24 protein-coding genes are annotated in these 21,917 nt (G+C 44.4%); 15 read left to right on the plus strand and 9 right to left on the minus strand.

Features of this window, described 5'->3' with window-relative positions:
• Positions 1-1,380 precede the first annotated feature (1,380 nt).
• Entirely contained in the window at positions 1,381-1,821 is a 441-nt protein-coding gene (locus ACHUFM_RS00990; protein ID WP_394178690.1) for a hypothetical protein, read from the plus strand.
• Positions 1,822-2,366: 545 nt separating this feature from the next.
• Here the strand turns inward: ACHUFM_RS00990 and ACHUFM_RS00995 are convergent.
• The gene (locus ACHUFM_RS00995) at positions 2,367-3,551 is read right to left on the minus strand and encodes an MFS transporter (RefSeq protein WP_394178692.1); all 1,185 of its coding nucleotides are present in this window, start codon (positions 3,549-3,551) and stop codon (positions 2,367-2,369) included.
• 263 nt (positions 3,552-3,814) lie between these two features.
• Between ACHUFM_RS00995 and ACHUFM_RS01000 the strand changes: the two genes are divergently transcribed.
• From ACHUFM_RS01000 to ACHUFM_RS01010, 3 genes are all read left to right on the plus strand, one after another.
• Positions 3,815-4,450, plus strand: coding sequence for a DUF998 domain-containing protein (locus ACHUFM_RS01000; RefSeq protein WP_394178694.1), 636 nt, complete (start codon positions 3,815-3,817; stop codon positions 4,448-4,450).
• Positions 4,451-4,611: 161 nt separating this feature from the next.
• Positions 4,612-4,935 (plus strand): DUF2834 domain-containing protein, encoded by a 324-nt coding sequence (locus ACHUFM_RS01005; protein WP_394178695.1) that lies wholly within the window; start codon positions 4,612-4,614, stop codon positions 4,933-4,935.
• A 175-nt stretch (positions 4,936-5,110) separates the two neighbouring features.
• The gene (locus ACHUFM_RS01010) at positions 5,111-5,566 is read left to right on the plus strand and encodes a GFA family protein (protein WP_394178697.1); all 456 of its coding nucleotides are present in this window, start codon (positions 5,111-5,113) and stop codon (positions 5,564-5,566) included.
• Between the two features lie 330 nt (positions 5,567-5,896).
• On the opposite strand, the gene ACHUFM_RS01015 is transcribed toward ACHUFM_RS01010, so the two are convergent.
• On the minus strand, positions 5,897-6,364 hold the full coding sequence (locus tag ACHUFM_RS01015) for a MarR family winged helix-turn-helix transcriptional regulator (protein ID WP_394178699.1): 468 nt from the start codon (positions 6,362-6,364) through the stop codon (positions 5,897-5,899).
• A 90-nt stretch (positions 6,365-6,454) separates the two neighbouring features.
• Here ACHUFM_RS01015 and ACHUFM_RS01020 point away from each other — a divergent pair, with 90 nt between their 5' ends.
• Entirely contained in the window at positions 6,455-7,621 is a 1,167-nt protein-coding gene (locus ACHUFM_RS01020) for an Acg family FMN-binding oxidoreductase (protein WP_394178701.1), read from the plus strand.
• 88 nt (positions 7,622-7,709) lie between these two features.
• Here ACHUFM_RS01020 and ACHUFM_RS01025 read toward each other — a convergent pair whose 3' ends face one another.
• The gene (locus ACHUFM_RS01025) at positions 7,710-8,357 is read right to left on the minus strand and encodes a LysE family translocator (RefSeq protein ID WP_394178703.1); all 648 of its coding nucleotides are present in this window, start codon (positions 8,355-8,357) and stop codon (positions 7,710-7,712) included.
• A gap of 78 nt (positions 8,358-8,435) precedes the next feature.
• Positions 8,436-9,230: a helix-turn-helix domain-containing protein gene (locus ACHUFM_RS01030; protein ID WP_394178705.1), complete on the minus strand. Its 795-nt coding sequence runs from the start codon at positions 9,228-9,230 to the stop codon at positions 8,436-8,438.
• 189 nt (positions 9,231-9,419) lie between these two features.
• On the opposite strand from ACHUFM_RS01030, the gene ACHUFM_RS01035 reads away from it, so the two are divergent.
• Positions 9,420-9,791, plus strand: a complete 372-nt coding sequence (locus ACHUFM_RS01035; RefSeq protein WP_394178707.1) for a SpoIIAA family protein — start codon at positions 9,420-9,422, stop codon at positions 9,789-9,791.
• 7 nt (positions 9,792-9,798) lie between these two features.
• On the opposite strand, the gene ACHUFM_RS01040 is transcribed toward ACHUFM_RS01035, so the two are convergent.
• Entirely contained in the window at positions 9,799-11,145 is a 1,347-nt protein-coding gene (locus ACHUFM_RS01040; RefSeq protein WP_394178709.1) for an anti-phage deoxyguanosine triphosphatase, read from the minus strand.
• A gap of 111 nt (positions 11,146-11,256) precedes the next feature.
• Between ACHUFM_RS01040 and ACHUFM_RS01045 the strand changes: the two genes are divergently transcribed.
• Positions 11,257-11,532, plus strand: a complete 276-nt coding sequence (locus ACHUFM_RS01045) for a LysR family transcriptional regulator (RefSeq protein WP_113875020.1) — start codon at positions 11,257-11,259, stop codon at positions 11,530-11,532.
• Positions 11,533-11,543: 11 nt separating this feature from the next.
• Here ACHUFM_RS01045 and ACHUFM_RS01050 read toward each other — a convergent pair whose 3' ends face one another.
• Together ACHUFM_RS01050 and pabB are read right to left on the minus strand one after the other, a co-directional pair.
• Positions 11,544-12,203, minus strand: a complete 660-nt coding sequence (locus ACHUFM_RS01050; protein ID WP_394178712.1) for an NUDIX hydrolase — start codon at positions 12,201-12,203, stop codon at positions 11,544-11,546.
• Positions 12,204-12,211: 8 nt separating this feature from the next.
• A complete protein-coding gene (pabB, locus tag ACHUFM_RS01055; RefSeq protein ID WP_394178714.1) occupies positions 12,212-13,648 on the minus strand; it encodes an aminodeoxychorismate synthase component I in 1,437 nt (478 codons plus the stop codon).
• Between the two features lie 88 nt (positions 13,649-13,736).
• Between pabB and ACHUFM_RS01060 the strand changes: the two genes are divergently transcribed.
• The 5 genes from ACHUFM_RS01060 to ACHUFM_RS01080 all read left to right on the plus strand — a co-directional run bounded on the left by ACHUFM_RS01060 (position 13,737) and on the right by ACHUFM_RS01080 (position 16,902).
• Positions 13,737-14,603 carry an alpha/beta fold hydrolase gene (locus ACHUFM_RS01060; RefSeq protein WP_394178716.1) on the plus strand — a complete coding sequence of 289 codons (867 nt, stop codon included), beginning with the start codon at positions 13,737-13,739 and terminating at the stop codon, positions 14,601-14,603.
• Positions 14,604-14,670: 67 nt separating this feature from the next.
• A complete protein-coding gene (locus tag ACHUFM_RS01065; RefSeq protein WP_394178718.1) occupies positions 14,671-15,198 on the plus strand; it encodes a GspH/FimT family pseudopilin in 528 nt (175 codons plus the stop codon).
• Entirely contained in the window at positions 15,195-15,557 is a 363-nt protein-coding gene (locus ACHUFM_RS01070; protein ID WP_394178720.1) for a hypothetical protein, read from the plus strand. Before ACHUFM_RS01065 ends, ACHUFM_RS01070 begins: the two co-directional genes overlap by 4 nt.
• Entirely contained in the window at positions 15,557-16,453 is an 897-nt protein-coding gene (locus ACHUFM_RS01075; RefSeq protein WP_394178722.1) for a hypothetical protein, read from the plus strand. Before ACHUFM_RS01070 ends, ACHUFM_RS01075 begins: the two co-directional genes overlap by 1 nt.
• Entirely contained in the window at positions 16,450-16,902 is a 453-nt protein-coding gene (locus ACHUFM_RS01080) for a hypothetical protein (protein ID WP_394178724.1), read from the plus strand. Before ACHUFM_RS01075 ends, ACHUFM_RS01080 begins: the two co-directional genes overlap by 4 nt.
• Here the strand turns inward: ACHUFM_RS01080 and ACHUFM_RS01085 are convergent.
• Positions 16,886-17,146 carry a PP0621 family protein gene (locus tag ACHUFM_RS01085; RefSeq protein ID WP_394178726.1) on the minus strand — a complete coding sequence of 87 codons (261 nt, stop codon included), beginning with the start codon at positions 17,144-17,146 and terminating at the stop codon, positions 16,886-16,888. The genes ACHUFM_RS01080 and ACHUFM_RS01085 overlap by 17 nt on opposite strands.
• A gap of 73 nt (positions 17,147-17,219) precedes the next feature.
• Between ACHUFM_RS01085 and ACHUFM_RS01090 the strand changes: the two genes are divergently transcribed.
• Positions 17,220-18,857 (plus strand): NAD+ synthase, encoded by a 1,638-nt coding sequence (locus ACHUFM_RS01090; RefSeq protein WP_394178728.1) that lies wholly within the window; start codon positions 17,220-17,222, stop codon positions 18,855-18,857.
• Positions 18,858-18,978: 121 nt separating this feature from the next.
• Here ACHUFM_RS01090 and ACHUFM_RS01095 read toward each other — a convergent pair whose 3' ends face one another.
• Positions 18,979-19,944 carry a hypothetical protein gene (locus ACHUFM_RS01095; RefSeq protein WP_394178730.1) on the minus strand — a complete coding sequence of 322 codons (966 nt, stop codon included), beginning with the start codon at positions 19,942-19,944 and terminating at the stop codon, positions 18,979-18,981.
• 654 nt (positions 19,945-20,598) lie between these two features.
• On the opposite strand from ACHUFM_RS01095, the gene ACHUFM_RS01100 reads away from it, so the two are divergent.
• On the plus strand, positions 20,599-21,291 hold the full coding sequence (locus tag ACHUFM_RS01100) for an aspartate/glutamate racemase family protein (RefSeq protein ID WP_394178732.1): 693 nt from the start codon (positions 20,599-20,601) through the stop codon (positions 21,289-21,291).
• A gap of 58 nt (positions 21,292-21,349) precedes the next feature.
• A complete protein-coding gene (locus tag ACHUFM_RS01105) occupies positions 21,350-21,799 on the plus strand; it encodes a DUF6151 family protein (RefSeq protein WP_394179060.1) in 450 nt (149 codons plus the stop codon).
• Positions 21,800-21,917 lie beyond the last annotated feature (118 nt).

Here is a 21,917-nt window from a genome sequence, read left to right on the forward strand (position 1 = left end):
AACCTCACAGCAACTCGGAGTAGGCTACCAAACCAAATCTCGTGTTCCTTCCCATTTTCAAGGGGAAGGCTAGGATGGGGTTTTACTGTGTTCGATAGTTTGTTTGTTTCTTCTGAATGGCTTTGCTTGGGGAGCTTTTTTCCGCTCTGCTGAGCGGGTAACTTTTGCCAAACGATGCAAAAGTAACCAAAAAATCTTTTTCAGAATCATAAGGGCTCTTTTCTTTTTGACGCTTCCGATATCTATATAGCGTTCTGTACCGTAAGGTGTTGAATGGCACTTATAGCTGGAGGTTGACTGTCGGTTACTGACTTGGGAAGACCATAAGGTCGCGCAATCAGGATCGCGTCGAACTGACAACAGTTGAGTTGCTCATTACCTCTTTTTACGTTTAAAAGCGTTTCACACCTGATGAACTCTCATGTTCCTTCCCCTTATGTCTTCAAGGGGAAGGTTAGGATGGGGTTAGTCCAGCAACCTAAAACGAACTCATTGCCATCTACAACCAAACCAAATCTCTTGTTCCTTCCCCTTATGTCTTCAAGGGGAAGGCTAGGATGGGGTTTTACTGTGTTCGATAGTTTGTTTGTTTCTTCTGAATGGCTTTGCTTGGGGAGCTTTTTTCCGCTCTGCTGAGCGGGTAACTTTTGCCAAACGATGCAAAAGTAACCAAAAAATCTTTTTCAGAATCATAAGGGCTCTTTTCTTTTTGACGCTTCCGATATCTATATAGCGTTCTGTACCGTAAGGTGTTGAATGGCACTTATAGCTGGAGGTTGACTGTCGGTTACTGACTTGGGAAGACCATAAGGTCGCGCAATCAGGATCGCGTCGAACTGACAAGGGTTGATTGGCTCATTACCTCTTTTTACGTTTAAAAGCGTTTCAAACCTAAAGAAATCTCTTGTTCCTTCCCCTTATGTCTTCAAGGGGAAGGCTAGGATGGGGTTAGCCCAGCAACCTCAAACGAACTTAGTGCTTACTACGAAATGTATGTATTGGTCTGACGAACTCAGCGACATCAGGTAAGCCTTTTGAACGGTCATCAAAAAACTGCACATCTATACCGTTTATTTTTTGGATTGCCATTTTTTGGCGCGCTTTGCCTAAAAACTAATCATAGTATTGCGCGTTTGCGCTGGAAGAAAAATAAAAAGTCTTTTAGTATCAATGGATAGGGATATCCTCAGCAAAAATAACGCGCTGTGGATAAATGAAATAACGCGCATGTTCGTTATTTCAGTTTTGGATTTTGTTTATATATCGATAAAAACTTTTTATATCAATGGTTTATAAAGGTTTTGGTAAAGTCTCTGAGTTGTCTAAACGCGCATGCGCACTATTAAAATGTTAAATTTCTAAGCGAGGAAGCACAAGTATATGGCTAAACCAGCACGGATGGTTATGCCAGATGAAAATGATCCACAAGCCATAGAGCTAGCAGGCAAATACGAATCAGCCTTGAAAAAGGAGTTCTATATTTGCGTTGCTCTATTAATAGTAACTTTTGGCATATTTAGTTCTTTAAATTTTGCTCCATTCATGAGGCCGAGCTTTGAAACGGCAGGCTCATGGCTTGAAAGATCGGGGGCACTAGTTGGTGTAATGGCAATGTTTATCGAGTTTCGCTCGAGACGCATTAGCAACCTATTAGATAATGTAATACCTCAACTTCCGCCATCGCTATTTCAACAAATTGACCGTTACTCTACTCATGAATCTATTATTCATAAAATAGTACTTTTTTTAGGCATATCGGGCGCAGTTATATGGAGTTACGGCTCCCCAATACTTATTGGTATACAAAGCTTATGCGGGTAAAAAATTTAACAAGGCAAGGCAAAATCGCCCTGCGGGCTGGACGCGCTAACGCGCGCCTTTGCTTGCGGCGTTAGCTGTATTTCAAGGAGCGATAATATTAACAAGGATAGAGTTAAACGGTTATTTATAGGATTTCTTTTACCACCCATTCTTGGTTCATTATGTATTAGCATGATTTTTTTATTGCTAGGCAAAGTGAGTATAGCTTTTAGTGGGTTAATTCTATATATCCCGTTTGCATTTATACTCACAGGTTTTCAATCAATTGTATTTAGCTTTGTGATGGAGTTTTTTGTATTACCTAAAATTTCATATAAATATTATGTGATTTTAATCGGCCTTACTTTAGGCATATTGAGCTCATTCTTTATGGGGGCAGTGTTTTGTGTGGTTGGGGCGCTAGTTGGTGCTATGACCAGCAATTTTTTATTTGGGCGGTATAATACCGCTAACAAGCCAATAAGAGGCTGATAACCGTTTGTTCTGTTTCGCTTCACATTTTTAAACTAAAGTGCTCTGCCCCGTTTTTCAACAGCTGCCACAGTTTAAGTCGTTTCTGTCGTTATCATTGGAAGCGACTTTCTAGCGCTGAGCCATACGCTTAACATGGCGGCAAGGATAAAAGGGATCATTAATAAGTTGAGTATTTCCCAGCCGAAAAGATTTTGCCAGTAGCCCGCTAATACACTGCCGATCGTTGCTCCCGTGAAGACTAAAAAATCGTTTAATCCTTGTACTTTTGCTTTGTCTGCTGGTTGGTACGTTTTGGTTAACAGGGCTGTTGCGCCAATGAAGGTAAAGTTCCAGCCAATACCAAGAAAGATCAAGGCAGTCCAAAAGTACCAATAGCCTGAACCAAACTGATTTAAGACAACGCAAATCAGTAAGAGCAAACAGCCTGCTTGTATCACCTTCGTCGTACCATACTTTTGAATGAATTTTCCGGTGAAAAAAGAAGGGGCAAACATCCCTAATACATGCCATTGAATCACGGTGGCAGTATGCCCAAAGTGAAAACCATGTCCATGCATTGCTAATGGTGTTGCGGTCATGACCAGAGTCATAACGGTATAGCCAATCACACCAGACGTAATGGCGGCGAGTAAATTGGGTTGTTTTAGTAGGGTTTTATAAGATCTTGGTGTGCCCGTTTGCTCTTCTTGCGTTGGTTGCCTAAGAGGTAACATAAGAATCAGAATGGTGGTAGCAATATACAAAACCAATAAAGCGGCGAATGCGCCAAGATATTGAGTATCCGGTACTATAAATTCAGCCCAAATAGCCATATTAGGTCCTAATATGGCGGCGATCACTCCCGCTCCCATAATTAAGCTAATGGCTTGTGGAGTTTTGTCATTAGGGGCATTTTCAATGGCGGCGAATCGATACTGTTGGCCAACACCAATGGCCATGCCTAACAGTAAGGTTGCACAGCAAAAAAGGACGAAATTAGTCTGTTGTAACGCATAAAAGGCGGTAAATGCTCCAATTATGCCGATAAGGTTGCCAATGAAAAAGCCCTTTTTTCGGCCCACCGTTCGCATTAATAGTGCGGCTGGTAAAATGACGCCCATTAAACCTAGAAATTGCGTAGCGACAGGCAATGTTGCCAGAGATAAATTAGGAGCGAGTTGTTGTCCTATTAAAGCAGTAACAGAGACAAGTAAAATGTTGCCTGTTATTAGCAGCGCTTGTCCTAAAGCCAAACCCCAAACACTTACTCCTAACATACTCATTCCTTGTGGCTGATTTATCGTTTTATTTGATTTTACCATCAAAATAAAAGAGGCAAATCAGTATAGTGTTTACCCTAGGGAAGGTGCAAATAAGTCGTCTGCACATCACTCTTCAGAGATCATTTCTCTAATAATTGGGGGCAGAGTAAAATTAAATATAGTTTTACTCTGCCCCCTTTAATAAATATAGTTTTACTCAGCTCCCTATAAGACTCACAAGCTCGCTGGACAGCCTTAGACAAACAAGGAAGGACACGTTGAACCGTCGATATTTGCTTCTCGCTTTACCTGTATTTAGCTTTCTTTGGTTTGCCTGCACTATTTTCATAGCGGGTCACTTTTACCCAGATTACAGTCATGTTGCTCAATTTATTAGTGAATTGGGGGCAACTGGGTCGCCCTATGGGAATTATGTAAACTATTTAGGCTTTATCCCCACTGAGTTGTTTCTGCTTGGTTTTGTCTTTGTTAGTGATTCCGTATTACCTCGTACAAAATGGAATACCATTGGGCTTATTTTGATTGCTGTCTATGGGGTTAGTCTTGGTGTCGCAGCTTTTTTTCCATGTGACTTTGAGTGTGAGCCCGATGTACCAACACTGTCTCATCTTATTCATATGGCGTCGGCTTTTCCGGGCTACCTATGCGGGATTCTCGCTATATTCTGTATATCTTCAGCTTCTAAGTCATGGTCAAAATCAAAGACATTTAAATACACTGGTTATGTGGCAGGGATATTCGCTTTGTTCGCATTGGTAAATTTAGACCCGAGCTCAAACACAGTAGGGTTAAATCAACGTGTTTTGGAGTTTACACTGTATTCATGGTTTATTTATTTTGGGTACTGTTTGAGAAGGAAATTGCCTAACAAAGCTATAAAAGGGGACAAATAACAGCTGTATTTTTGCACTTGAGGCAAAGGCGTATTGATCAGCTTCGCAACCCCTTTAATCCTCTTTGGTAAGGGGATTAAAGGGGTTGCTCAAATTCTCGTTATGTTGCTTACTGGTTACCTCCGGTCGATGAGGAAGTCATTTTTCAAAAGGATTAGATTGTGAATATCAAACATTTATATTTGTTGCTTTGCGTTGTGGGAACCTTGGTTCCTTTAAGCCAGTTTGTTCCTTGGGTTTTGGAACATAGGGTAAATATTCCATTATTTTTCGATGAGCTTTTTCAAACAAGAATTGGTGCTTTCTTCGGACTGGATGTGGTTATTTCAGCATTGGCGCTGTTTGCTTTTATGTTTTATGAAACAAAGCAGCGCAAGATAGCCTATGCTTGGACAGCGGTATTAGGCACGCTTTGTATTGGTGTTTCTCTTGGTCTTCCTCTGTTTTTGTATTTAAGGCAGCGGAGTGTGGAGCAAGGCCATTAAGCCACTCGTCAACTTACCGCAGCCGTCATATTGAGTCTGTTCGTGTTTTCATAAGGATAGACATAGACTGCGCAATATTACTCATGACAGGGATTTATTTTTCAGTATTTCGTTTCCAATTTTTGGTTCGGGATCGAATAAGCGCTAACGATTTTATATTTGGAGGTAGAGTAACGTGAACAGTACATCTCATAAGGTTAAGGGACATTGCCGTTGCGGTCAGGTCACATTTGAAATGGATGCTAAGCCAATGATTACGATGGCTTGTCATTGTACAGGGTGTCAGCAAATGACGGCGAGTGCATTTAGCTTGAGTTCGTTATTTCCGAGTGCTGCGTTTTCGATTACGTCAGGGGAGCCTGTAATTGGTGGACTGCACGGCAGCACGCGTCATTTTTTCTGCGGGCACTGTATGAGTTGGTTGTTTACTCGCCCAGAAGGGATGGATGATTTTGTCAATGTGCGTTCAACCATGTTAGACGACGCAGGAAGCTATCAATCATTTATTGAGACCTACACGGATGAAAAGTTGGCGTGGGCAGTGACCGGTGCAGAACACAGTTTTAGTCAGTTCCCGCCACAGGAAGCCTTTCCTGAGTTGCTTCAAGCCTATGCGCAAAAGCAAGGCTAAAGATGAATACACTTGGTATGCAATAATCTAAGGGAAGATGGTTAGTGGCGTTCAAGTGTAATCTTAGTCTCTGATGCCTTTACTTTAACCTTAAAGCTAGTGGTGTTCCCTTGTTTTTTATTTTTATTGGTAAATTTTGAGCCAACGAACATCATCGTTTCATCGAAATTGGTTGAGCGGTTGGAGCCAAGCATAAGGTATTTCTTATAAAGGTGGTTCTCATATGTCTTGTTAGTATATAAGCAAGGATGGCCATCCTGTCTGTCCATGTTTGTACCACATGGTGTTACTTTCCGAGAGCAACTGGTTGATGATTCAAGACCATGGCTTCTAGCGAATACGGTTATCATCTAGCCAGTCTTTTAGCGTTTCAAGATGTTGATGAAATTGCTTTAAATTCAGGTCGTCCCATTCACTAAACGTCTGAGAAATGTCCGGAAGCAGAGACTTGAAGATATCATTGCACAGTATTTGCCCTTCTTTGGTGATGGTTAAATACCGTTTGCGTTTGTCATAGGCATCCGTTGTCGCATTTAAAAAGCCCTTATTAAGCAATGTGGTGACAATTTTTGTAATACCTGGCTGGTTCATTTCCATCACTTCTGCAAGTGCGGTGACTGTCCAACTTTTGTCTGGCTGGTGGGTAAAGTGGTTGAGCACACTGAATTGCGACAAGGTGAGTGGCATGCCTTCAAATAGACGATTCTGACGAGTCGTCATTAATTGTTGAATGATGCTCAGTAATACGGTTGTGCGTACTTGTATTTGTTCTCGTTGATCCAGTTTTTGTTGCGACATAAAAATAATCTCTTGTATATGTATTCCGGGGAATGTAATGTTTATTCCTTGGAATGTATATTAGCACGTCAATCAGTGGAGAGACTAGCCATGAATCGTAGGAACTTTATCAAAATCATTGGAGCGGGAACGGGTGGGGTGGTATTGAGCAGTCATTTGACAGGGTGTGACGTTGCATTAGATAACCAAGCTTTCGGTTGGAATGGTCCTGATAAATCGATACAGGATATACGAATGCAGGTGCTTGCTTATGCCATGCTTTGCCCTAATCCACACAATATTCAACCTTGGATGATTCGCCTGACCGGATCGGATAGCTTTAATTTGTATGTCGATCCTGAGCGGATTTTGCCCGAAACAGACCCGATTTACCGACAAATACACATAGGCCAGGGCACTTTTTTAGAAACCTTGGCAATCGCTGCGAGTGGATTAGGGTATAAGGCTGAGATGACGTATTTCCCTGAAGGAATGTACGGCAATACGGAGTTGGTTGATAAGCCTGTAGCGGGGATTAAGCTGGTTAGTGAGGCGGGAATCATTAAAGATCCGCTATTTGATTTTCTGTTACTGCGTCATTCGAATAAGCGTGAATACAGCGATTATCGAGTCGTTCAAAGCGAGCTTGATGCATTGCACGCAGCGCATCAGCGTCACAGTGAATTCTCATTAACCTTTGTGAATTCGCCACAGGAAAAAGCGCTTCTGACACAAATACTCACTGAGGCAATGCAAATTGAAGTGGGTAATCGACAGCGTGATCTGGAAACAATCAAGATGTTCCGTTTCAATGAGGATGAAATCCGAACATTTCGCGATGGTTTTGGGGTAGCTCAAACGGGGCTGACGGGCTTCAAGAAAATCTTTGTCGAAAGCTTTTTGCTGGATCGAAAAACAGTGGAGGCTGACACGACGGAATTTGGTCAACAGAGCGTTGATATGGTGCGGAAAGTGGCTGAATCTACCAACACATTTGCGTGGATTTCGAGTCGTGGGAATACTCGATTGGATCAGGTAAAAGTAGGTCGAGATTATTGTCGTATGAATTTGCAAACGGCCTCTATGGGGCTTGCACAGCATCCAATGAGTCAAGTTTTGCAAGAGTACGATGACATGCTCGCGCTTCAGGGGGAGTTTAAAAAGCACTTTGGTATCCCTGAGTCGGAAACCGTACAAATGCTTTTCCGACTCGGCAAGGCAGCTCCTGTTGAGCATGGTCCGAGACGATTGGTGGCTCAGATTATTAAAGTGATTTAGCAAGTACGATGGATCGCATGGTAAAACGATGAGTCATGAAGGGCTTGGAGATTCATCGTTAATATTTTCCATGTTTTCAATGTTCTTCCTAAACCATTAAGACTCCCCATAAAATGCCAGCGCCGAGTAAACAAAAGAGCACACCGCAAAGTAGGTCTATGTAACGACTGATGTGTGCCAGTAGTACTTGGCTAGCGGGTTTGGTCAGTAGCCAAGCTAAGGCGCTGAACCAAGCAAGAGACAATCCCCAAATAATGAGTAATGCGGAGCCTTTGCCTGCCCATGACATACTGGCTGGGATTAAGCTGGACATAAGGCTGATGAAAAACACCAATGCTTTTGGGTTGAATAGGTTGGTTAGGAAGCCTTTTGAAAATGCCTGTTGTTTTTGACTTAATATCGCTTTGCTTTGTGTCTGCGAGGGGGACGGAGTTTGCTGCCAGTTTCGGTAACTGCTAATCAAAGCGCTGCTGCCTAGATACAAAAGGTAAGCACTGCCTAAACCTTGTAAAAGGTGAAATAAAGTTGGTTGCTGATGCACCAGCAAGCTGATGCCGGTAATACTAAGAACGGCGTGAGTTAAGATACCTAATGACAAGCCAAGGGCAATGTAAAAACCGGTTTGGCGACCATAACGAGACGCGTTTTGTACCACGAGGGCAAAGTCAGGTCCTGGGCTGATTAAAGCAACAAGATGCACTAGTGCTAAGGTGAATAAGAGGGATACTTCGTTCATTCTACTTTCTACTGTTTACTATAGGAGGAAGTTTATTATTGTTAATCTTTTCATATTGAGCTTGTAAAATATTGACGTTTAACGAATTTGTGAAGGGCAAAGGCCAAAGCTGTGTTTAAAGGCTTTGCTAAAGTGAGCTTGGTCGTAGAAGCCTACCTGTTGTGCTACGTCTGTGCCGGGTACTTTGGACTTTAATAATTTCACAGCCTGCTCAAGGCGCAAGCGAGTAAACCAAGCGTAAGGTGTTATGCCGATTTTGGCTTTAAATTGGCGTTGGAATTGGCTGGGGCTGAGGCCACATAAGTCGGCCAGTTGCTGTAAGGAAACCGGTTCGGCTAGATGGGCCAGTAAACATTCTCTTAACCTTTCTAGGTCACTTTTCCCCAAGGCGTATGTTGGTCTGATGCGGTTTTGGCCATAACGTTCGATCAAGGGCGAGAAGCCTTCGTAGGGTAGACAGTCACGGGCTAGCTGGCTGATGCTTTCATCACATAAGGCCACATAGGCTTGGCTGAGTGATTGGAATACCATTGGGTCTTGAATAATATTATGAGTAAAAGCTAATTCGCCTTGGGGTGATCCTGAGATGTTTAGGTCGTGAAACCAGTGTGGTTCCACTGAAAAGACCTGCGTCTTATAACCTGACGCTTCTAGTGCACGACCATCGTGTAGGACATCCGGCGGCATGATGACAATGTCGCCCGGCCCAACACGCTGGCGCTCACCTTGTGACGCAAAGGCTTGTTGACCTTCTGTAATGAGCCCAAAGTGATAATCAAGGTGGTAATGGCGGTCAAATTCGAAGGATTGATAATGTCCGCTGATTAAACTCACGCATGGGTCAGACGATGTGAAGTGTTGTACTTTGTCCATGTTGGTGCTTTATCCAAGACGATACTGTGATTTATGAAGGTGCTGTTATTCTTGAAGGCCGTGTCTCAGTCGTTGATTTTATTGATTAGCTTAATGTAGGAATGGTTTGTTGTCTTGTAAAAAACTGACAGTCTCAGGGAAAAGGTCTAACGTTAAAGTCACGGATTGCTGCTTCATAAGGAGAAGAGTATGTTTCGCGTTGAAAAACAAGGTGACAATCATTTACACATTGAGCTTGACGGTCAGATGGATTCAGGGCAAATGGAAGTCGCGTTAAATGAGTTTATTCTATTGGCGCAAGGCATTGAACAAGGCACTATGTTGTATGAAATTACCGCTTTTCATATGCCATCGTTTAGTGCTATTGGTATTAAATTATCGAAATTACCTACTCTGTTTCGTTTGCTCGGTAAGTTTCGTAAAGCCGCGGTGCTGAGCGATGAAAAGTGGCTACAGACAGTCAGCGAGATTGAAGGGCTGTTGATTCCTGGCCTCGACATTAAGGCTTTCCCATTGGCTGAAAAAACGGTCGCCGAGGCATGGTTGGCGGCAGAATCCTAGTAAGTCTTTACATGGGTTCGAATACTGAGCCTAAACTTGGCACGAACAGTTTGTTGTACATGCGGCTGGCGTAGTCATCGGTCATGGATGCCATGTAGTCACAAATGATGCGTAGGCCGCTTTCCCCTCGATCACAACTTTTTTGCCATTCGCGAGCGATTTCTCTGGGTAATAATCTGGCTGGATCAGCACTGTAGGTTTCGAACATTTCTAGTAGCATTTGTTGGCCTTTGTAAACCAGCATTTGTACTTCTGGGCGTTGAATAATGTGCTGCATTTCAAACTGCTTGAGTAGGGCTAAGGCTTGTCGTTGACCTTCAGGTAAGCCCACTTGATAGCGTAATAATGGGTGTTCGAAATTCGGATTTTCCACCACCTGACAGGAGGTAATGAACCAGCTGACCAAATTGCCAATGGCTTCTTTGCGTAAATGGCTTTGACGGCTAAACAGCTGAGTTCGCAAGGTGTTTAGGTGGTCTTTCAAGAAAGGTGAGGCGAGCGCTGACAGTTTTGGCTCCAAGTGCTCTTGCCACATTTCCTTGGTGACCATACCGAGCACAATGGCGTCTTCTAGGTCGTGTACGCCGTAAGCGATGTCGTCGGCTAAGTCCATGATGCTGGTGTCAAAGCTGGCGTGTGAGGCTTTCCCATGTGCTTCTGGTGAGCTGCGATGAACATCCTGCAAAGCGGTTTTGTCGGCTTCGCTGAAGGGGGCGATAATCCAATCCAAGAGCGCTTTTTCCTCTTCGTAAACGCATTTTGGTGGGGCCCAATTTGCCGCCTTGAATTGGCGGAAATTGTTTGGCTTGTCTGGGTATTGGCCAACCACTTGATTGTGTCGTACTGGGTATTTCAGAATGCCGAGTAAGGCACGACGGGTCACGTCCATGCCGTAATTTTCTGAGTAGGAGCCGCGTTTACCAAGGATGCGTAAGGACTGAGCATTGCCCTCAAAACCACCGTGGTCGAGCATCATATAATTGAGGGCAATTTCGCCTCCATGACCAAAGGGTGGGTGGCCAATGTCGTGACTTAGGCAGACAGTTTCAATCAGCGCGTCATCCGCTAGCCATGGTTGAAAGTCGGCATCGGCGGAAGAGCTAAACTTGAGATGGTGAACAATGCCGTTACCAATTTGCGCGACTTCTAGGGAGTGGGTAAGGCGAGTCCGGCTGTAGTCGTTTTGACGTATCGCTAGAATTTGGGTTTTTGATTGCAAACGACGAAACGCTGCACTGTGAATGATGCGCGCTCTGTCCCTTTGGTATGGGGTTCTATAGTCGTTGTTGCGGGATTCTTTATGGCCAGATTGTCTTTCTTGCCAAGGTAACATCTCATCGTTTGCCACAGTCATGTTTTTTATCTATCAAGGTAAAGAAACCTCAATCTTTCATGAAAACACGATATAGGTCAATGTTCGTCAAAAAAGCCTTGGGCATAATGGAGCTTATTATAAGGAATCTTTATGCTTAATACTCAACATTTAATGACATACAAAGCCTTGGTGGAGACAGGAAGCTTTACGCTTACTGCTAAGCAATTGGGTTTGACGCAACCAGCGATCAGTCAGCATATTCAAAAGCTAGAAAAAGAATTGGGTGAGTCGTTGTTGATCCGTCATGGGCGCCGAATTGAACTGACCCAAGCGGGTAAAGTGTTACTCAAACACATAGACCAACTAGAAGGCTGTTACCGTGACTTTATGACTTCGTGGGAAAGAGTGGCCGAACACGCTCACTAACGAGCACCTACTTAAGGAAGATTGGTAAGGTGTCGTGATAGCGTCTGATAAAGGCCGTATAAAATACCTGCAGTCACTCCCCAAATACGAATGTCTTGGTAGTAAACTTCAAAGTAACCACGCGATATGGCATCCAGTTTGCGTTGTTTGAATGCATAGTTTTGTGGCGTTAGTAGGTGACGCAACGGAACCCAATGAACGGATTTGACTTCTTCTTCACATAAGCTCAGTTCACTTCGGCGTGTCATCTCGGCCACGATGGGCTTAATGCAGAAACCTGATAAGGTGCAATACTCGCCAAGTTCTCCCAGTAAATCAAAGCAATCTGGCGCTAAGCCCACTTCTTCCAAGGTTTCTCGCAATGCTGTGTACTGAATGCTGGCGTCATCTGGGTCGTGTTTGCCACCCGGAAAGGCGATTTGACCTGGGTGATTGCGCATGTGCAGAGCTCGTTGAGTCAGCAACACATAGAGTTCGCCGTCTTCTGGTGCTTGCCAGATCGGAATCAATACGGCCGCGGAACGGTAATCTAACTCATAACCCTGCGGAAACATTTCTTCGTCTGGGTTATGGATGCTCTGCCGATAAGGTGTTTTGTCTAAGGCGGCACGAATGTCATCTAAACTAAGGTCAATTGGGGGAGCATTTAAAAACTGCTCTATGTCTGACATGGTAAGACCTACTTCAAAAAATCTCTTTCTAGAGTATGGGTTAATTTGCCTACTTTGGTAAAGGTTTCTTGGTACTCTTCTTCACATTTTGAATCGGCAACCAAGCCGCCGCCAGCCCAACAATGTAATTTACCCTGATCCGCTACCAAGGTGCGAATGGTGATGCTGGAGTCCATTTGACCATTGCTACTAAAGTAAACAATGGAGCCACAATAAGCGGAACGTTGGTGAGGTTCCAGTTCATCAATGACTTCCATAGCACGAATTTTAGGGGCGCCAGTGATGGAGCCGCCAGGAAAACTTTGCTGGAACACGTGAATGCTGTGTTCGGCTTTGTCGATACGGCCCTCCACCGTGGACACCAGATGATGCACATTGGCATAACTTTCCAAGGCGAATAACTTAGGTACTTTAATGCTGCCTGTTAAACAGGTGCGGCCTAAATCATTGCGTAATAAGTCAACAATCATGAGGTTTTCAGCGCGGTCTTTTTCTGATGACAACAGGGTCTCGGCGTTGGTTTGATCTTGTTGCGGAGTTTCTCCTCGTGCAATGGTGCCTTTAATGGGTTTGGATTCGACTCGACCTTGATCACACAAGAGGAAGCGCTCTGGCGAATGACTCAGTAAGCTTTGGTGCGCAGAGAATTCCAAGTAGGCGGAGAACGGCGTCGGGCAGACTTGGCGAAGTGCTTGATAAGCGGTGAAGGTGTCACCTTGGTACTGAGCGGTAAAGCGTTGCGCTAAATTGACTTGATAACAGTCACCGGCTTGGATGTAGTCCTGCACCTTAGCAAACTTGTTCGCGTAGTCCTCGGCGGTCATGTTGGAGGTAAAACCTGAGGTCAGTTGGAAGGCGTGCTTTTCCAATAAATCCTGGTGTACTAAGACATCGTCCGATGCACTGGTAAAACGGTTGATCAATTGACTGACTTCGTCTTCGTGACACCAAGGTGTGTAAATGAGCTCGGTTTTTTGCGTTTGATGATGAGTAATAACGGCCCAGCCGTAAAGCCCCATATTGAATGTGTCGAGCTGGATGTCATGGCTGACGCTGTCTGGCAGCTGCTCGACATAATGACCACTTTCGTAACCGTAATAGCCCAATAGTCCTCCCGTAAAGGGTAAGTCTTTTGGTGCCGATTGCGCCCAACTTTCTTGGCAAATACGTGACATTAATTCATTCAGTAATGCCATCGGGTTTTGTTGCTCGGACAAGGTGTACAAAGGGGTGCCGGTCCACTGAATAACGTCACTCTGATCCGCTTTTTGAGGGTTGCCATGAATGCGGGCAAGGGGGTTAGCTACCAGAATATCAAACCGTGTGTCGCTGAAATGTTCGTGGTTACTGTCCAGTAAGGCTGGGTAAGGTAAATCCCGTACGGCGGCGTAAAAAGCCAGTAAGTTGGACTGATAAGGAAGATTTATCCGTTTGATTTCTGACATTTTGTCTTATTACCTAGTAAAATGTTGCCGCAGATGGAATAGCGAATATTGTATTCCTTTAATAAGGGTCCTCACAGGTTAATTACAAGTGTCTGACGTTTTTTTTCTTTCTTTGCCCAATGCACGTATTGCGTATCGCTTACACGAAAACCCTAATGCCTCTTCGGATGCCGCGTGTTTAATGCTGCATGGTGCGGGTGTGGCTGGCGATATTACTTTTTCTCCCATGTTGCCTTATTTGACTCCTTGGCGTTGGATGCTGATTCCTGATTTAAAGGGAATGGGGGATTCTTTCCATGCAGATGGGGAAGAAAAGGCCGTGTCGGTTGCGGATTTGACCACGGAAGTGATGGCGCTATTGGACCATGTAAACTGGACCCAGTTTGACTTGGTGGCTTATTCCCTTGGCGGTTTAGTGGCGTTGAATTTAAATTATCAGCGACAGCAAGCGGGCCAACCGCCCGTGCGGATGGCCTTGTTAGAACCGGCTTCTTTGGACCGGGAAGATTTGAGCCATTTAAAAGAGGTGCGGCAAAAGTATCGTCATGCCTCGCAATTAATTCGTGAAACGGGAGATGTGGAGCTGGGCGTTGCTTGCTTTATGGACGGTGTTTCACCTAATCGTCGTAAGCATCCTGTGGCGGAGGCCACCACGCAATCTCGTTTGGCGCATCGGCCTTTTGGTTTTGCTTATGCATTGGATGCGGTCACCGACTTTGTTGAGCAGGCGGCTCATAATCCACATATTCGTCATGCCATGATAGAAGCGTCACCGGAAGTCTTTTTGTTCTCTGGTGAATTGAGTCATGAGGCATTGAAACAGCATTATGAGTTATTGAGCGAGCGCAATGCTGCGTGGCAACACACAGTGATGAGTGCTTGTGATCACTCATTGCCCTTTCAAAAGCCGAGGCAAATTGCCAAGCATTTAAATAATTGGTTTGCCTCGTCCTAAGCTTACGCTAGGATAGATTAGTGAGCAGGAAGCTCACCCATAAAACAATAGAACAAGGAGGTGTTCTATGGTCCAGCAATGTGGTTATTCCTTATTGGAGCTCTTGTGCGTGTTGGCGATTCTAAGCTTGTTGGCACACCTTGGCTCGTCTCATTTCCTCTCTGTTAATCAAGATCTAGAAAATCAACGGACACTCAAAACAGAAGTCGCGCGTTTAGCAAATGGCTTGACTCAAGCACGTCAATTGGCGGTGGCCAGTGGCCGACTCAGTTACCTTTGCGGCGGCATTCGACATTGTACAGGGGATTGGTCAGCTGGCTTTCGTGTGTACCAACACACTGAGTCAGGTGAGACGGAAAAGACGTTTGCCAGCATGCCATTTGCTTCCGGCTTATTGGTCGCTTGGCGAGGTTTTCCTGCTCAGAAAACGCAAATTGAGTATCGGCTTAATGGCTTATCAGGCTATCAAAACGGCACCTTTGTCTTTTGCTTAGGACGTTGGAAAATGGCCTTAGTACTTAATCAAAGTGGCCGATTTTATGTGTCGTCTTTGCAACCACAGACAGCATCCTTGAATGTGGGAGACTGCGAATGAAAAAGTCATTACGAATTAGATCATTGCAGGCTCATCAAGATGGCTGGGTGTTGTTGGAAGTGACACTCTGCTTGGTTGTCATCGGCGTCATTTTGTGGGTCATCATGCAGCAAACAGACGCTCAGTGGCACAGTCTGTCTTTGAGTGAAGCGCAAATTAAGGCCGAACAAAACCGTCACAAAGCCCAACGGATGGCGTATTTGTTAGGTCAGGATGTGGCGTTTTTAGTTGATGAAGTGGGGAAAGCCGAGCAGCGTTTTGCTTATCCAGATTGCCAGGTTTGTACTCAGCAGAACCTTCATCAATGGTTTAAGGCCAGCTTGTCGCCTGTTACACCTTTATTGGAGTCAGCCGAGTAATGGTTTCTCGTATGAGGTTAATGGGTGGGATTTTATTTGAGTTGCTCATCGCCTGTGCTGTGTTGGGCTTCAGTTTACCTTTTATGATGAACGCCTTGCGGGATAGTCAAGACGAGCAATTGAAGCGCCATGCCTATATGCAAGGGCAAAGTCTTCAGTCCGCCATTGATGCGCATTTTCGTTCTCAGTGGCAGCGTTTGCTGCCAGCACAATGTCATCAGGACAGTGCTCTGTCTCTTACCATTGAAAGCTCGGCGAATTCCCCCGCGCGTTTGTCTGCCCGTGCTTTGGTCGCTGGTTCAGATTGGTTACTGGCGAGGGATCATGGTTTGTGTCGTGGTTCGCTAGCGGTGAACGAAAATCCGTTGATGGTGGCGCTGGATTGCCATTGGGACGTTGGTGATCCAGTGCGGTTCAGTAGTTGTGATAGAAGTGTTTTAGGACAAATTGAGGGGATTTCGAGCCAAGGTGCGCAAATCGCCTTCACCACAGATGACGTACTTGGTCAGTCTGGTGTCATTGCTAGTGAAGACGGTTTTTATTGGTATTTGGCGGAAGGGAAAACAGGACAAAGTGCGTTATGGCGCTCTCCAGAAGTCAGTGGTAATGCGTTGGAGTTATGGAATGGCATCGAGCGTTTATCGATTCTGCCCTTGTTGGATCAGGATCAAAACGGCTTTGTTGACACCTTAGATACCCGTTACGGCCATTATGCTTTGCAGCAGGTCCGTGCTTTGTGGGTAGAATATCAATATCGCCTTTGGGATTGTCATCTAGATCTGACTGAAGCCGTGCCTCTAAGTTACCTTTCTATGCGAGGAGAGGAGTGGCAATACCATCGTCCTTGTCAGCAAGTGGGTAATCAGATTATTGAGTTACGGGGAATGCCCCTATGATTCATCAGGCTTTGAATCAGCAAACCTCAGCTGGTTGGTTAGGCTTACCTGTGTTGATATTGCTGTTGCTTGTCGCCAGTATGTCGGAGGCGTTCCAAGATAGATTGCTGGCGCAATATCAGTGGCGAAGCCAATTGCAAGCGGTAGTGGACGAACGAGCTGCGTGGCAAGACTTTAAACGCGTGTTGGTAGACCCCCCTGAGTTTTCGCAAGCAAGTGAGTCTCATTGTCTTGGCTTTTGTCCGTTGCAACAAGAGAAAGCTAGCCAAGAACAAATAGAATGGCGTAGCGAGGGGCGAACGGTGTTGTATCAATGGCATCGACATGAATTAGACGATGGCACGGAATACCATCGTCTTTGTGCTTCCATGAATCAACAGAGTTACCATTGCTGGTGGTGGCAAAATCGAATTTTACGACACCAAGGCTGGCTTACTCTGCTTGATTGAACGCTTTTAAATGTTCCGCACAGCAAAAAGCACGTGCTTCTTGGTCATGTATCGCATGAGAACGCGGAATATAGGTCTGACACTGTTGGCACTGAACCATGCTTTCTTGTTCTGCGGATGGTGACTCTGATGACGACTTTTTGTGCTTAGTCGGTGCTTTTTTTCCTTTCAAAATGACAAATTGGCGATATAACCACCAGCCAATAAAGAAAATCGCAACAAAAACGATCAAACGGACGATCATATACTTTACCTAAGTTGGCTAATTCCAGACAATAAAGGGCATATTCTAACAGAGTTGATGAGATAGCAACGGTATGACATTAAGAATTGCAATGGCCCAACTGGATATGTTGGTCGGCGATATTAGCAAAAACACCCAATCTGTGATTGATGCGGCCCTCAAAGCGCGTGATCAAGAGCAGGCTGATGTCGTGGTTTTTCCAGAATTAACTCTGACGGGCTATCCCCCAGAAGACTTATTACTGCGCCCAAGTTTAGAACCACGTATCGAATCGGCCTTAGCGAAAATTCAAGCTGAGGTCACTGGCATTCATCTCGTATTAGGTTACCCAAGACGCATTGATGGTGAGTTGTTTAACTGTGCTGGGGTTATTTATCAGGGTCAGATGTTGGTTGAGTACGCCAAGCAGAAGTTGCCGAATTTCCTCGTATTCGATGACAAGCGTTACTTTAGCGAAGGCCGTGACGCAGGTTTGGTCGACATTAAAGGCGTTAAGGTGGGGCTGAGTATTTGTGAGGACATCTGGCATCCTGAGCCCATAGCGCAAGCCAAAGCAGCTGGAGCGGAATTGATTCTGAATTTGAATGCATCGCCTTACCACATTGAAAAAATGGGCGAGCGCGAAACCTTATTGCATAAGCGAGCCACGGAAACCACCTTGCCAATTGTGTACGTAAACTATATGGGCGCGCAGGATGAATTGGTCTACGAAGGTGGCTCGTTTGTGGTCAATGCGAAAGGCGAAAAAATCATGCAAGCGCCTTGGTTTGAATCTGGATTGTACTGTGCAGACTTCATCGTGAATGACGGTCAAAGTCATAAGGTTGAGCCGGTGTCCGCGATCATTGCTCCGGCTTTGAGTGAAGAGGCCAGTGTGTATCAGGCGATGGTGCTGGGTCTTCGTGATTACATCGAAAAGAATCGTTTTAAAGGTATTGTGTTGGGTTTGAGTGGTGGCATTGATTCGGCTTTGTCTTTGGCAGTCGCGGTGGATGCCATTGGCGCTGATCGCGTACAAGCGGTGATGATGCCATACACCTATACGTCGTCTATTAGTCTTGAAGATGCGGAAGAAGAAGCCAACTTATTGGGTGTGAAATACAGTGTGTTACCGATTGAATCCATGGTGTCGGCGTTTAATGATGTCTTAGCGCCAGAATTTGAAGGTTACGACAAAGACACCACGGAAGAAAACCTGCAAGCGCGTACTCGCGGTGTGACCCTGATGGCGATTTCCAATAAAAAGGGCTACATGGTTTTGACCACCGGCAATAAGAGTGAAATGGCGGTAGGTTACGCCACTTTGTACGGTGACATGGTGGGCGGTTATTCAGTCTTAAAAGACGTATTTAAAACCCTAGTGTTTAAACTTTGTCGCTATCGAAACACCTTAGGTTATGTGATTCCTGAGCGCGTCATTACGCGTCCACCATCCGCAGAATTGGCACCTGATCAAAAAGATGAGGATTCCTTACCAAGCTACGATATTCTTGATCAGATCTTGCATATGTACATTGAGCAAGATATGAGTGCCGAAGCCATTTTAGCAACGCATCAGTTTGATCGAGAGACAGTGTATCGTGTTTTACGCTTGGTGGATGTCAATGAATATAAGCGTCGCCAAGCGCCAACAGGTGTGCGTATTACTGCCCGTGGCTTTGGTCGTGATCGTCGATACCCCATTACTAATGGCTGGCATATTGGCGAGTAATTCCTCGCTTTATAAGGCTATTTAATGGTTGTGAAAGGCGGAACGAAGGAAAGAACAACGCACTTTAAAAGGGGTTAAAAAGGGCGTTGTTCTTAAGTTTCTATTGCTAGAAGGTTAATAACTAGAAAGTGTAATTAAAGCGTAGACGAGTGGCCAAGACTTTATCGTTCACTCCTGCTGCTACATCGTCTGCGGTTGAATAAGATGCCGCTAATGTCATTGAGGCATTATCGATATCAAACACCGGCATGGTATAGGCCGTGTACAAAGTGGTGACGGAAGGATCGTTAGCACCATCATCAACATTAGACGTAATGATCCCAAGACCAAAATTGTCGTAGGTCATGTTGGCTGTCATCGAGCTGACTTCTTCGTCTGTGTTGTCATCTTCCATTTGGGTGACTGCAAGGTTGACATTGGCTCCAGACACATCAAAATTGGCGGCTAAGGCGAAGCCAGATTGACTGACATTTGCTCCGCTAGTGAGCTCATAATCAACACTTTCGTAGCCTGCTGTAATGGTCGCTGAACCTGCTTTGAACGTAATGATAGGACGAATGCCGGCGATGCTAGTGGTGTTGTCGCCAGTAGCATTGTTAGAGTCACCTGCCCCATAGATGGTGCCTAATTCAAACTGGACGGCTTCGTTGGCATTTACATGTATGGCGATTTGGCCGCCATCATCACTGGTTCGGCCACGCACTTTGTTGGCTTCGTAAACAGACACGCCGCCTGCGTTTTCAACGACGACATCTTTGCCTTTAGGGAAGAGGTTAGTGGCTTCAAAACGGCCCAGTTGCACGTCGATATTGGCGTTACCTATTTTTAGGTAAGCATCGGCAATGCCAGAGGTGCCATTGACTTTCAATTCAATCGTACCTTTGCCTTCAATAAAGTTATCTCCAGAAGTGTGTTTGCCATAGCTATTCAACTCGACACGACCTCTTTGAAAATAGGTGGTATCACCTAATTCCTTATCGATTACATCCGTATTTAATTCGAAGTTTGCGTCAAATGAAGGGGCCGCAACAACACCGGCAGATAATAAGCTGCTGAAGACTGCTGTATACAGAGTGCTTTTTTTCATAATGATAAAACCTATTATTTTTTTTATTTGAATTTGGAAATTTAAGTAATTTCATTATTTATATTATGGATGATTTTGGTTTTATACAATATTGTTTGTGCACATTTTTTACTTAATTTTATCTTAATTCATAACTAGTAAAGCTTCTCTTTATATCTTGATTTTATTTTTATTAAGTTGTTGAAAATAAAGGGTTTAATTTTTCTTTAACGTGTTTTTATGTGTTGTGTTTTTGGCTTTTTCTAAGATTCTGGCATTGCGGATTCTGTTTTTAGGGCCAATTTTTCGTCTGGCGTTCTTCTTTATGTTCGATATATTTTAAGAAAAAAGTAACAGTTTAAATGTCTGGTTTTTCTATGATTTTACCTGTTGTTTGCTGGTGTTTTTGATCTAAAACCTTTCATGTTTAAATATTAAGTTAGATTTTAGAGTTTAGTTTGATGGTCTCGATTCTCACTGTCGGTGGGATGCTTTTTTAAGGTGGTAAAGGATTCGTTTGTATTAATAAAATCGGACTTTTTACTATTTGACTTGTTTAAATATCTGCGAGTTTTTCTTGTCGCCTACATCCGTTTTTGGGGATGCCGATAGCGGCATTGATCTCTGCCTTATTGAGTTTTATTGTAAAGAGACGCTTTTAAAGGGAAAGCAAAGATGAAAACGATTGGTTTGTTAGGTGGTATGAGCTGGGAATCTACTGTTAGCTATTACACGGCGTTGAATCAGGGCGTAAAACACACTTTAGGTGGTTTGCACTCTGCGAAGATCAATATGGTTAGCGTTGATTTTGCAGAAATTGAGCAACTACAGCATGCTGGGGATTGGCAAGCAACAGCCGATATTTTAAGTCGAGCTGCTGGTTCAATAGAAGCATCAGGAGCGGATGGGCTGTTAATTTGTACTAACACCATGCATAAGGTGGCAGATCAAATTCAAGCCGCTATTCATATTCCAGTGATTCATATTGCTGATGCGACAGGTCAGGTGCTGCAAGCGGATGGCATTACTAAAGTAGGTTTATTAGGCACGCGTTTTACGATGGCGGAAGACTTTTACAAGGTACGTTTGACGGATCAATTTGCCATAAAAGTCATGGTGCCAAATGAATCACAACAGGCGATTGTTCATCATGTCATCTATGATGAATTGTGTCGTGGCGAGATCCGCTCAGAGTCTCGCCAGCAGTACATAGAGATCATTGAAGATTTACATCAACAAGGGGCGCAAGCGGTGATTTTAGGGTGTACCGAAATTGCGCTTCTGGTGAAGCAGACTGACACTAACGTGCCACTTTATGATACCACTAGCATTCATGCGCAACGGGCTGTGCAGTGGATGCTGTCATGACTTATTGAATCTGGAGAGATAGAAAGATGACAACAACATGTGTGCTGTTCGCTTGTCAATGTGGTTCGGTAGAAGGTCAGTTAAGGAAGGTGTGAACAAGTCCTCTTCCTTAACCTTAGATGATACTACGCGCTCTCACTTGGTGTGTTATTGTTGTGACTGTCGGGCTTATGCTCAACAGCTTCAACAAGCTGACATCCTGCTAGATGAACATGGTGGAACTGAGCTCGTGCAAACGTATCTCTCTAATATGCAGATCATCCAGGGTTATCAACACATTGTTTGCTTGCCACTATCGGAAAAGGGCATATATAGATGGCATACGAGTTGTTGTAATACGCCAATTGGCAATGCGGCCCGTTTAGCGAAATTGCCTTTTGTAGGCATCCCAGTGGCTTTTATGTGGTTTGAGTCTGCTACTCAAAAAAGCAATTGCTTGGGAAAATTGTCTTTTAGGTGTTTGCAAAATACGCCCAAGGTCCGATGCCAAAAGAGGTTTTTGGCTTAACAAGCAACACCCATCACCTTTTTTTTGTGCTGGAAAACCAGTTAGTACGCCACAAGTTGTAAAGGTGTTTTCATCACGGTCGTTTTTATATGGGCCTTTTAAAAAGGTACTTGTCTTA

It is taken from the genome of Marinomonas posidonica, from assembly GCF_043643765.1.
GTDB lineage: Bacteria > Pseudomonadota > Gammaproteobacteria > Pseudomonadales > Marinomonadaceae > Marinomonas > Marinomonas posidonica_A.

What these genes read in the sequence shown, in the direction of transcription:
- ACHUFM_RS00990 (WP_394178690.1), top strand. Translation starts at nt 1,381, where the DNA reads ATGGCTAAACCAGCACGGATGGTTATGCCAGATGAAAATGATCCACAA.
- ACHUFM_RS00995 (WP_394178692.1), bottom strand. Translation starts at nt 3,551, where the DNA reads ATGTTAGGAGTAAGTGTTTGGGGTTTGGCTTTAGGACAAGCGCTGCTA.
- ACHUFM_RS01015 (WP_394178699.1), bottom strand. Translation starts at nt 6,364, where the DNA reads ATGTCGCAACAAAAACTGGATCAACGAGAACAAATACAAGTACGCACA.
- ACHUFM_RS01020 (WP_394178701.1), top strand. Translation starts at nt 6,455, where the DNA reads ATGAATCGTAGGAACTTTATCAAAATCATTGGAGCGGGAACGGGTGGG.
- ACHUFM_RS01025 (WP_394178703.1), bottom strand. Translation starts at nt 8,357, where the DNA reads ATGAACGAAGTATCCCTCTTATTCACCTTAGCACTAGTGCATCTTGTT.
- ACHUFM_RS01030 (WP_394178705.1), bottom strand. Translation starts at nt 9,230, where the DNA reads ATGGACAAAGTACAACACTTCACATCGTCTGACCCATGCGTGAGTTTA.
- ACHUFM_RS01035 (WP_394178707.1), top strand. Translation starts at nt 9,420, where the DNA reads ATGTTTCGCGTTGAAAAACAAGGTGACAATCATTTACACATTGAGCTT.
- ACHUFM_RS01040 (WP_394178709.1), bottom strand. Translation starts at nt 11,145, where the DNA reads ATGACTGTGGCAAACGATGAGATGTTACCTTGGCAAGAAAGACAATCT.
- ACHUFM_RS01045 (WP_113875020.1), top strand. Translation starts at nt 11,257, where the DNA reads ATGCTTAATACTCAACATTTAATGACATACAAAGCCTTGGTGGAGACA.
- ACHUFM_RS01050 (WP_394178712.1), bottom strand. Translation starts at nt 12,203, where the DNA reads ATGTCAGACATAGAGCAGTTTTTAAATGCTCCCCCAATTGACCTTAGT.
- pabB (WP_394178714.1), bottom strand. Translation starts at nt 13,648, where the DNA reads ATGTCAGAAATCAAACGGATAAATCTTCCTTATCAGTCCAACTTACTG.
- ACHUFM_RS01065 (WP_394178718.1), top strand. Translation starts at nt 14,671, where the DNA reads ATGGTCCAGCAATGTGGTTATTCCTTATTGGAGCTCTTGTGCGTGTTG.
- ACHUFM_RS01070 (WP_394178720.1), top strand. Translation starts at nt 15,195, where the DNA reads ATGAAAAAGTCATTACGAATTAGATCATTGCAGGCTCATCAAGATGGC.
- ACHUFM_RS01075 (WP_394178722.1), top strand. Translation starts at nt 15,557, where the DNA reads ATGGTTTCTCGTATGAGGTTAATGGGTGGGATTTTATTTGAGTTGCTC.
- ACHUFM_RS01080 (WP_394178724.1), top strand. Translation starts at nt 16,450, where the DNA reads ATGATTCATCAGGCTTTGAATCAGCAAACCTCAGCTGGTTGGTTAGGC.
- ACHUFM_RS01085 (WP_394178726.1), bottom strand. Translation starts at nt 17,146, where the DNA reads ATGATCGTCCGTTTGATCGTTTTTGTTGCGATTTTCTTTATTGGCTGG.
- ACHUFM_RS01090 (WP_394178728.1), top strand. Translation starts at nt 17,220, where the DNA reads ATGACATTAAGAATTGCAATGGCCCAACTGGATATGTTGGTCGGCGAT.
- ACHUFM_RS01095 (WP_394178730.1), bottom strand. Translation starts at nt 19,944, where the DNA reads ATGAAAAAAAGCACTCTGTATACAGCAGTCTTCAGCAGCTTATTATCT.
- ACHUFM_RS01100 (WP_394178732.1), top strand. Translation starts at nt 20,599, where the DNA reads ATGAAAACGATTGGTTTGTTAGGTGGTATGAGCTGGGAATCTACTGTT.
- ACHUFM_RS01105 (WP_394179060.1), top strand. Translation starts at nt 21,350, where the DNA reads ATGTGGTTCGGTAGAAGGTCAGTTAAGGAAGGTGTGAACAAGTCCTCT.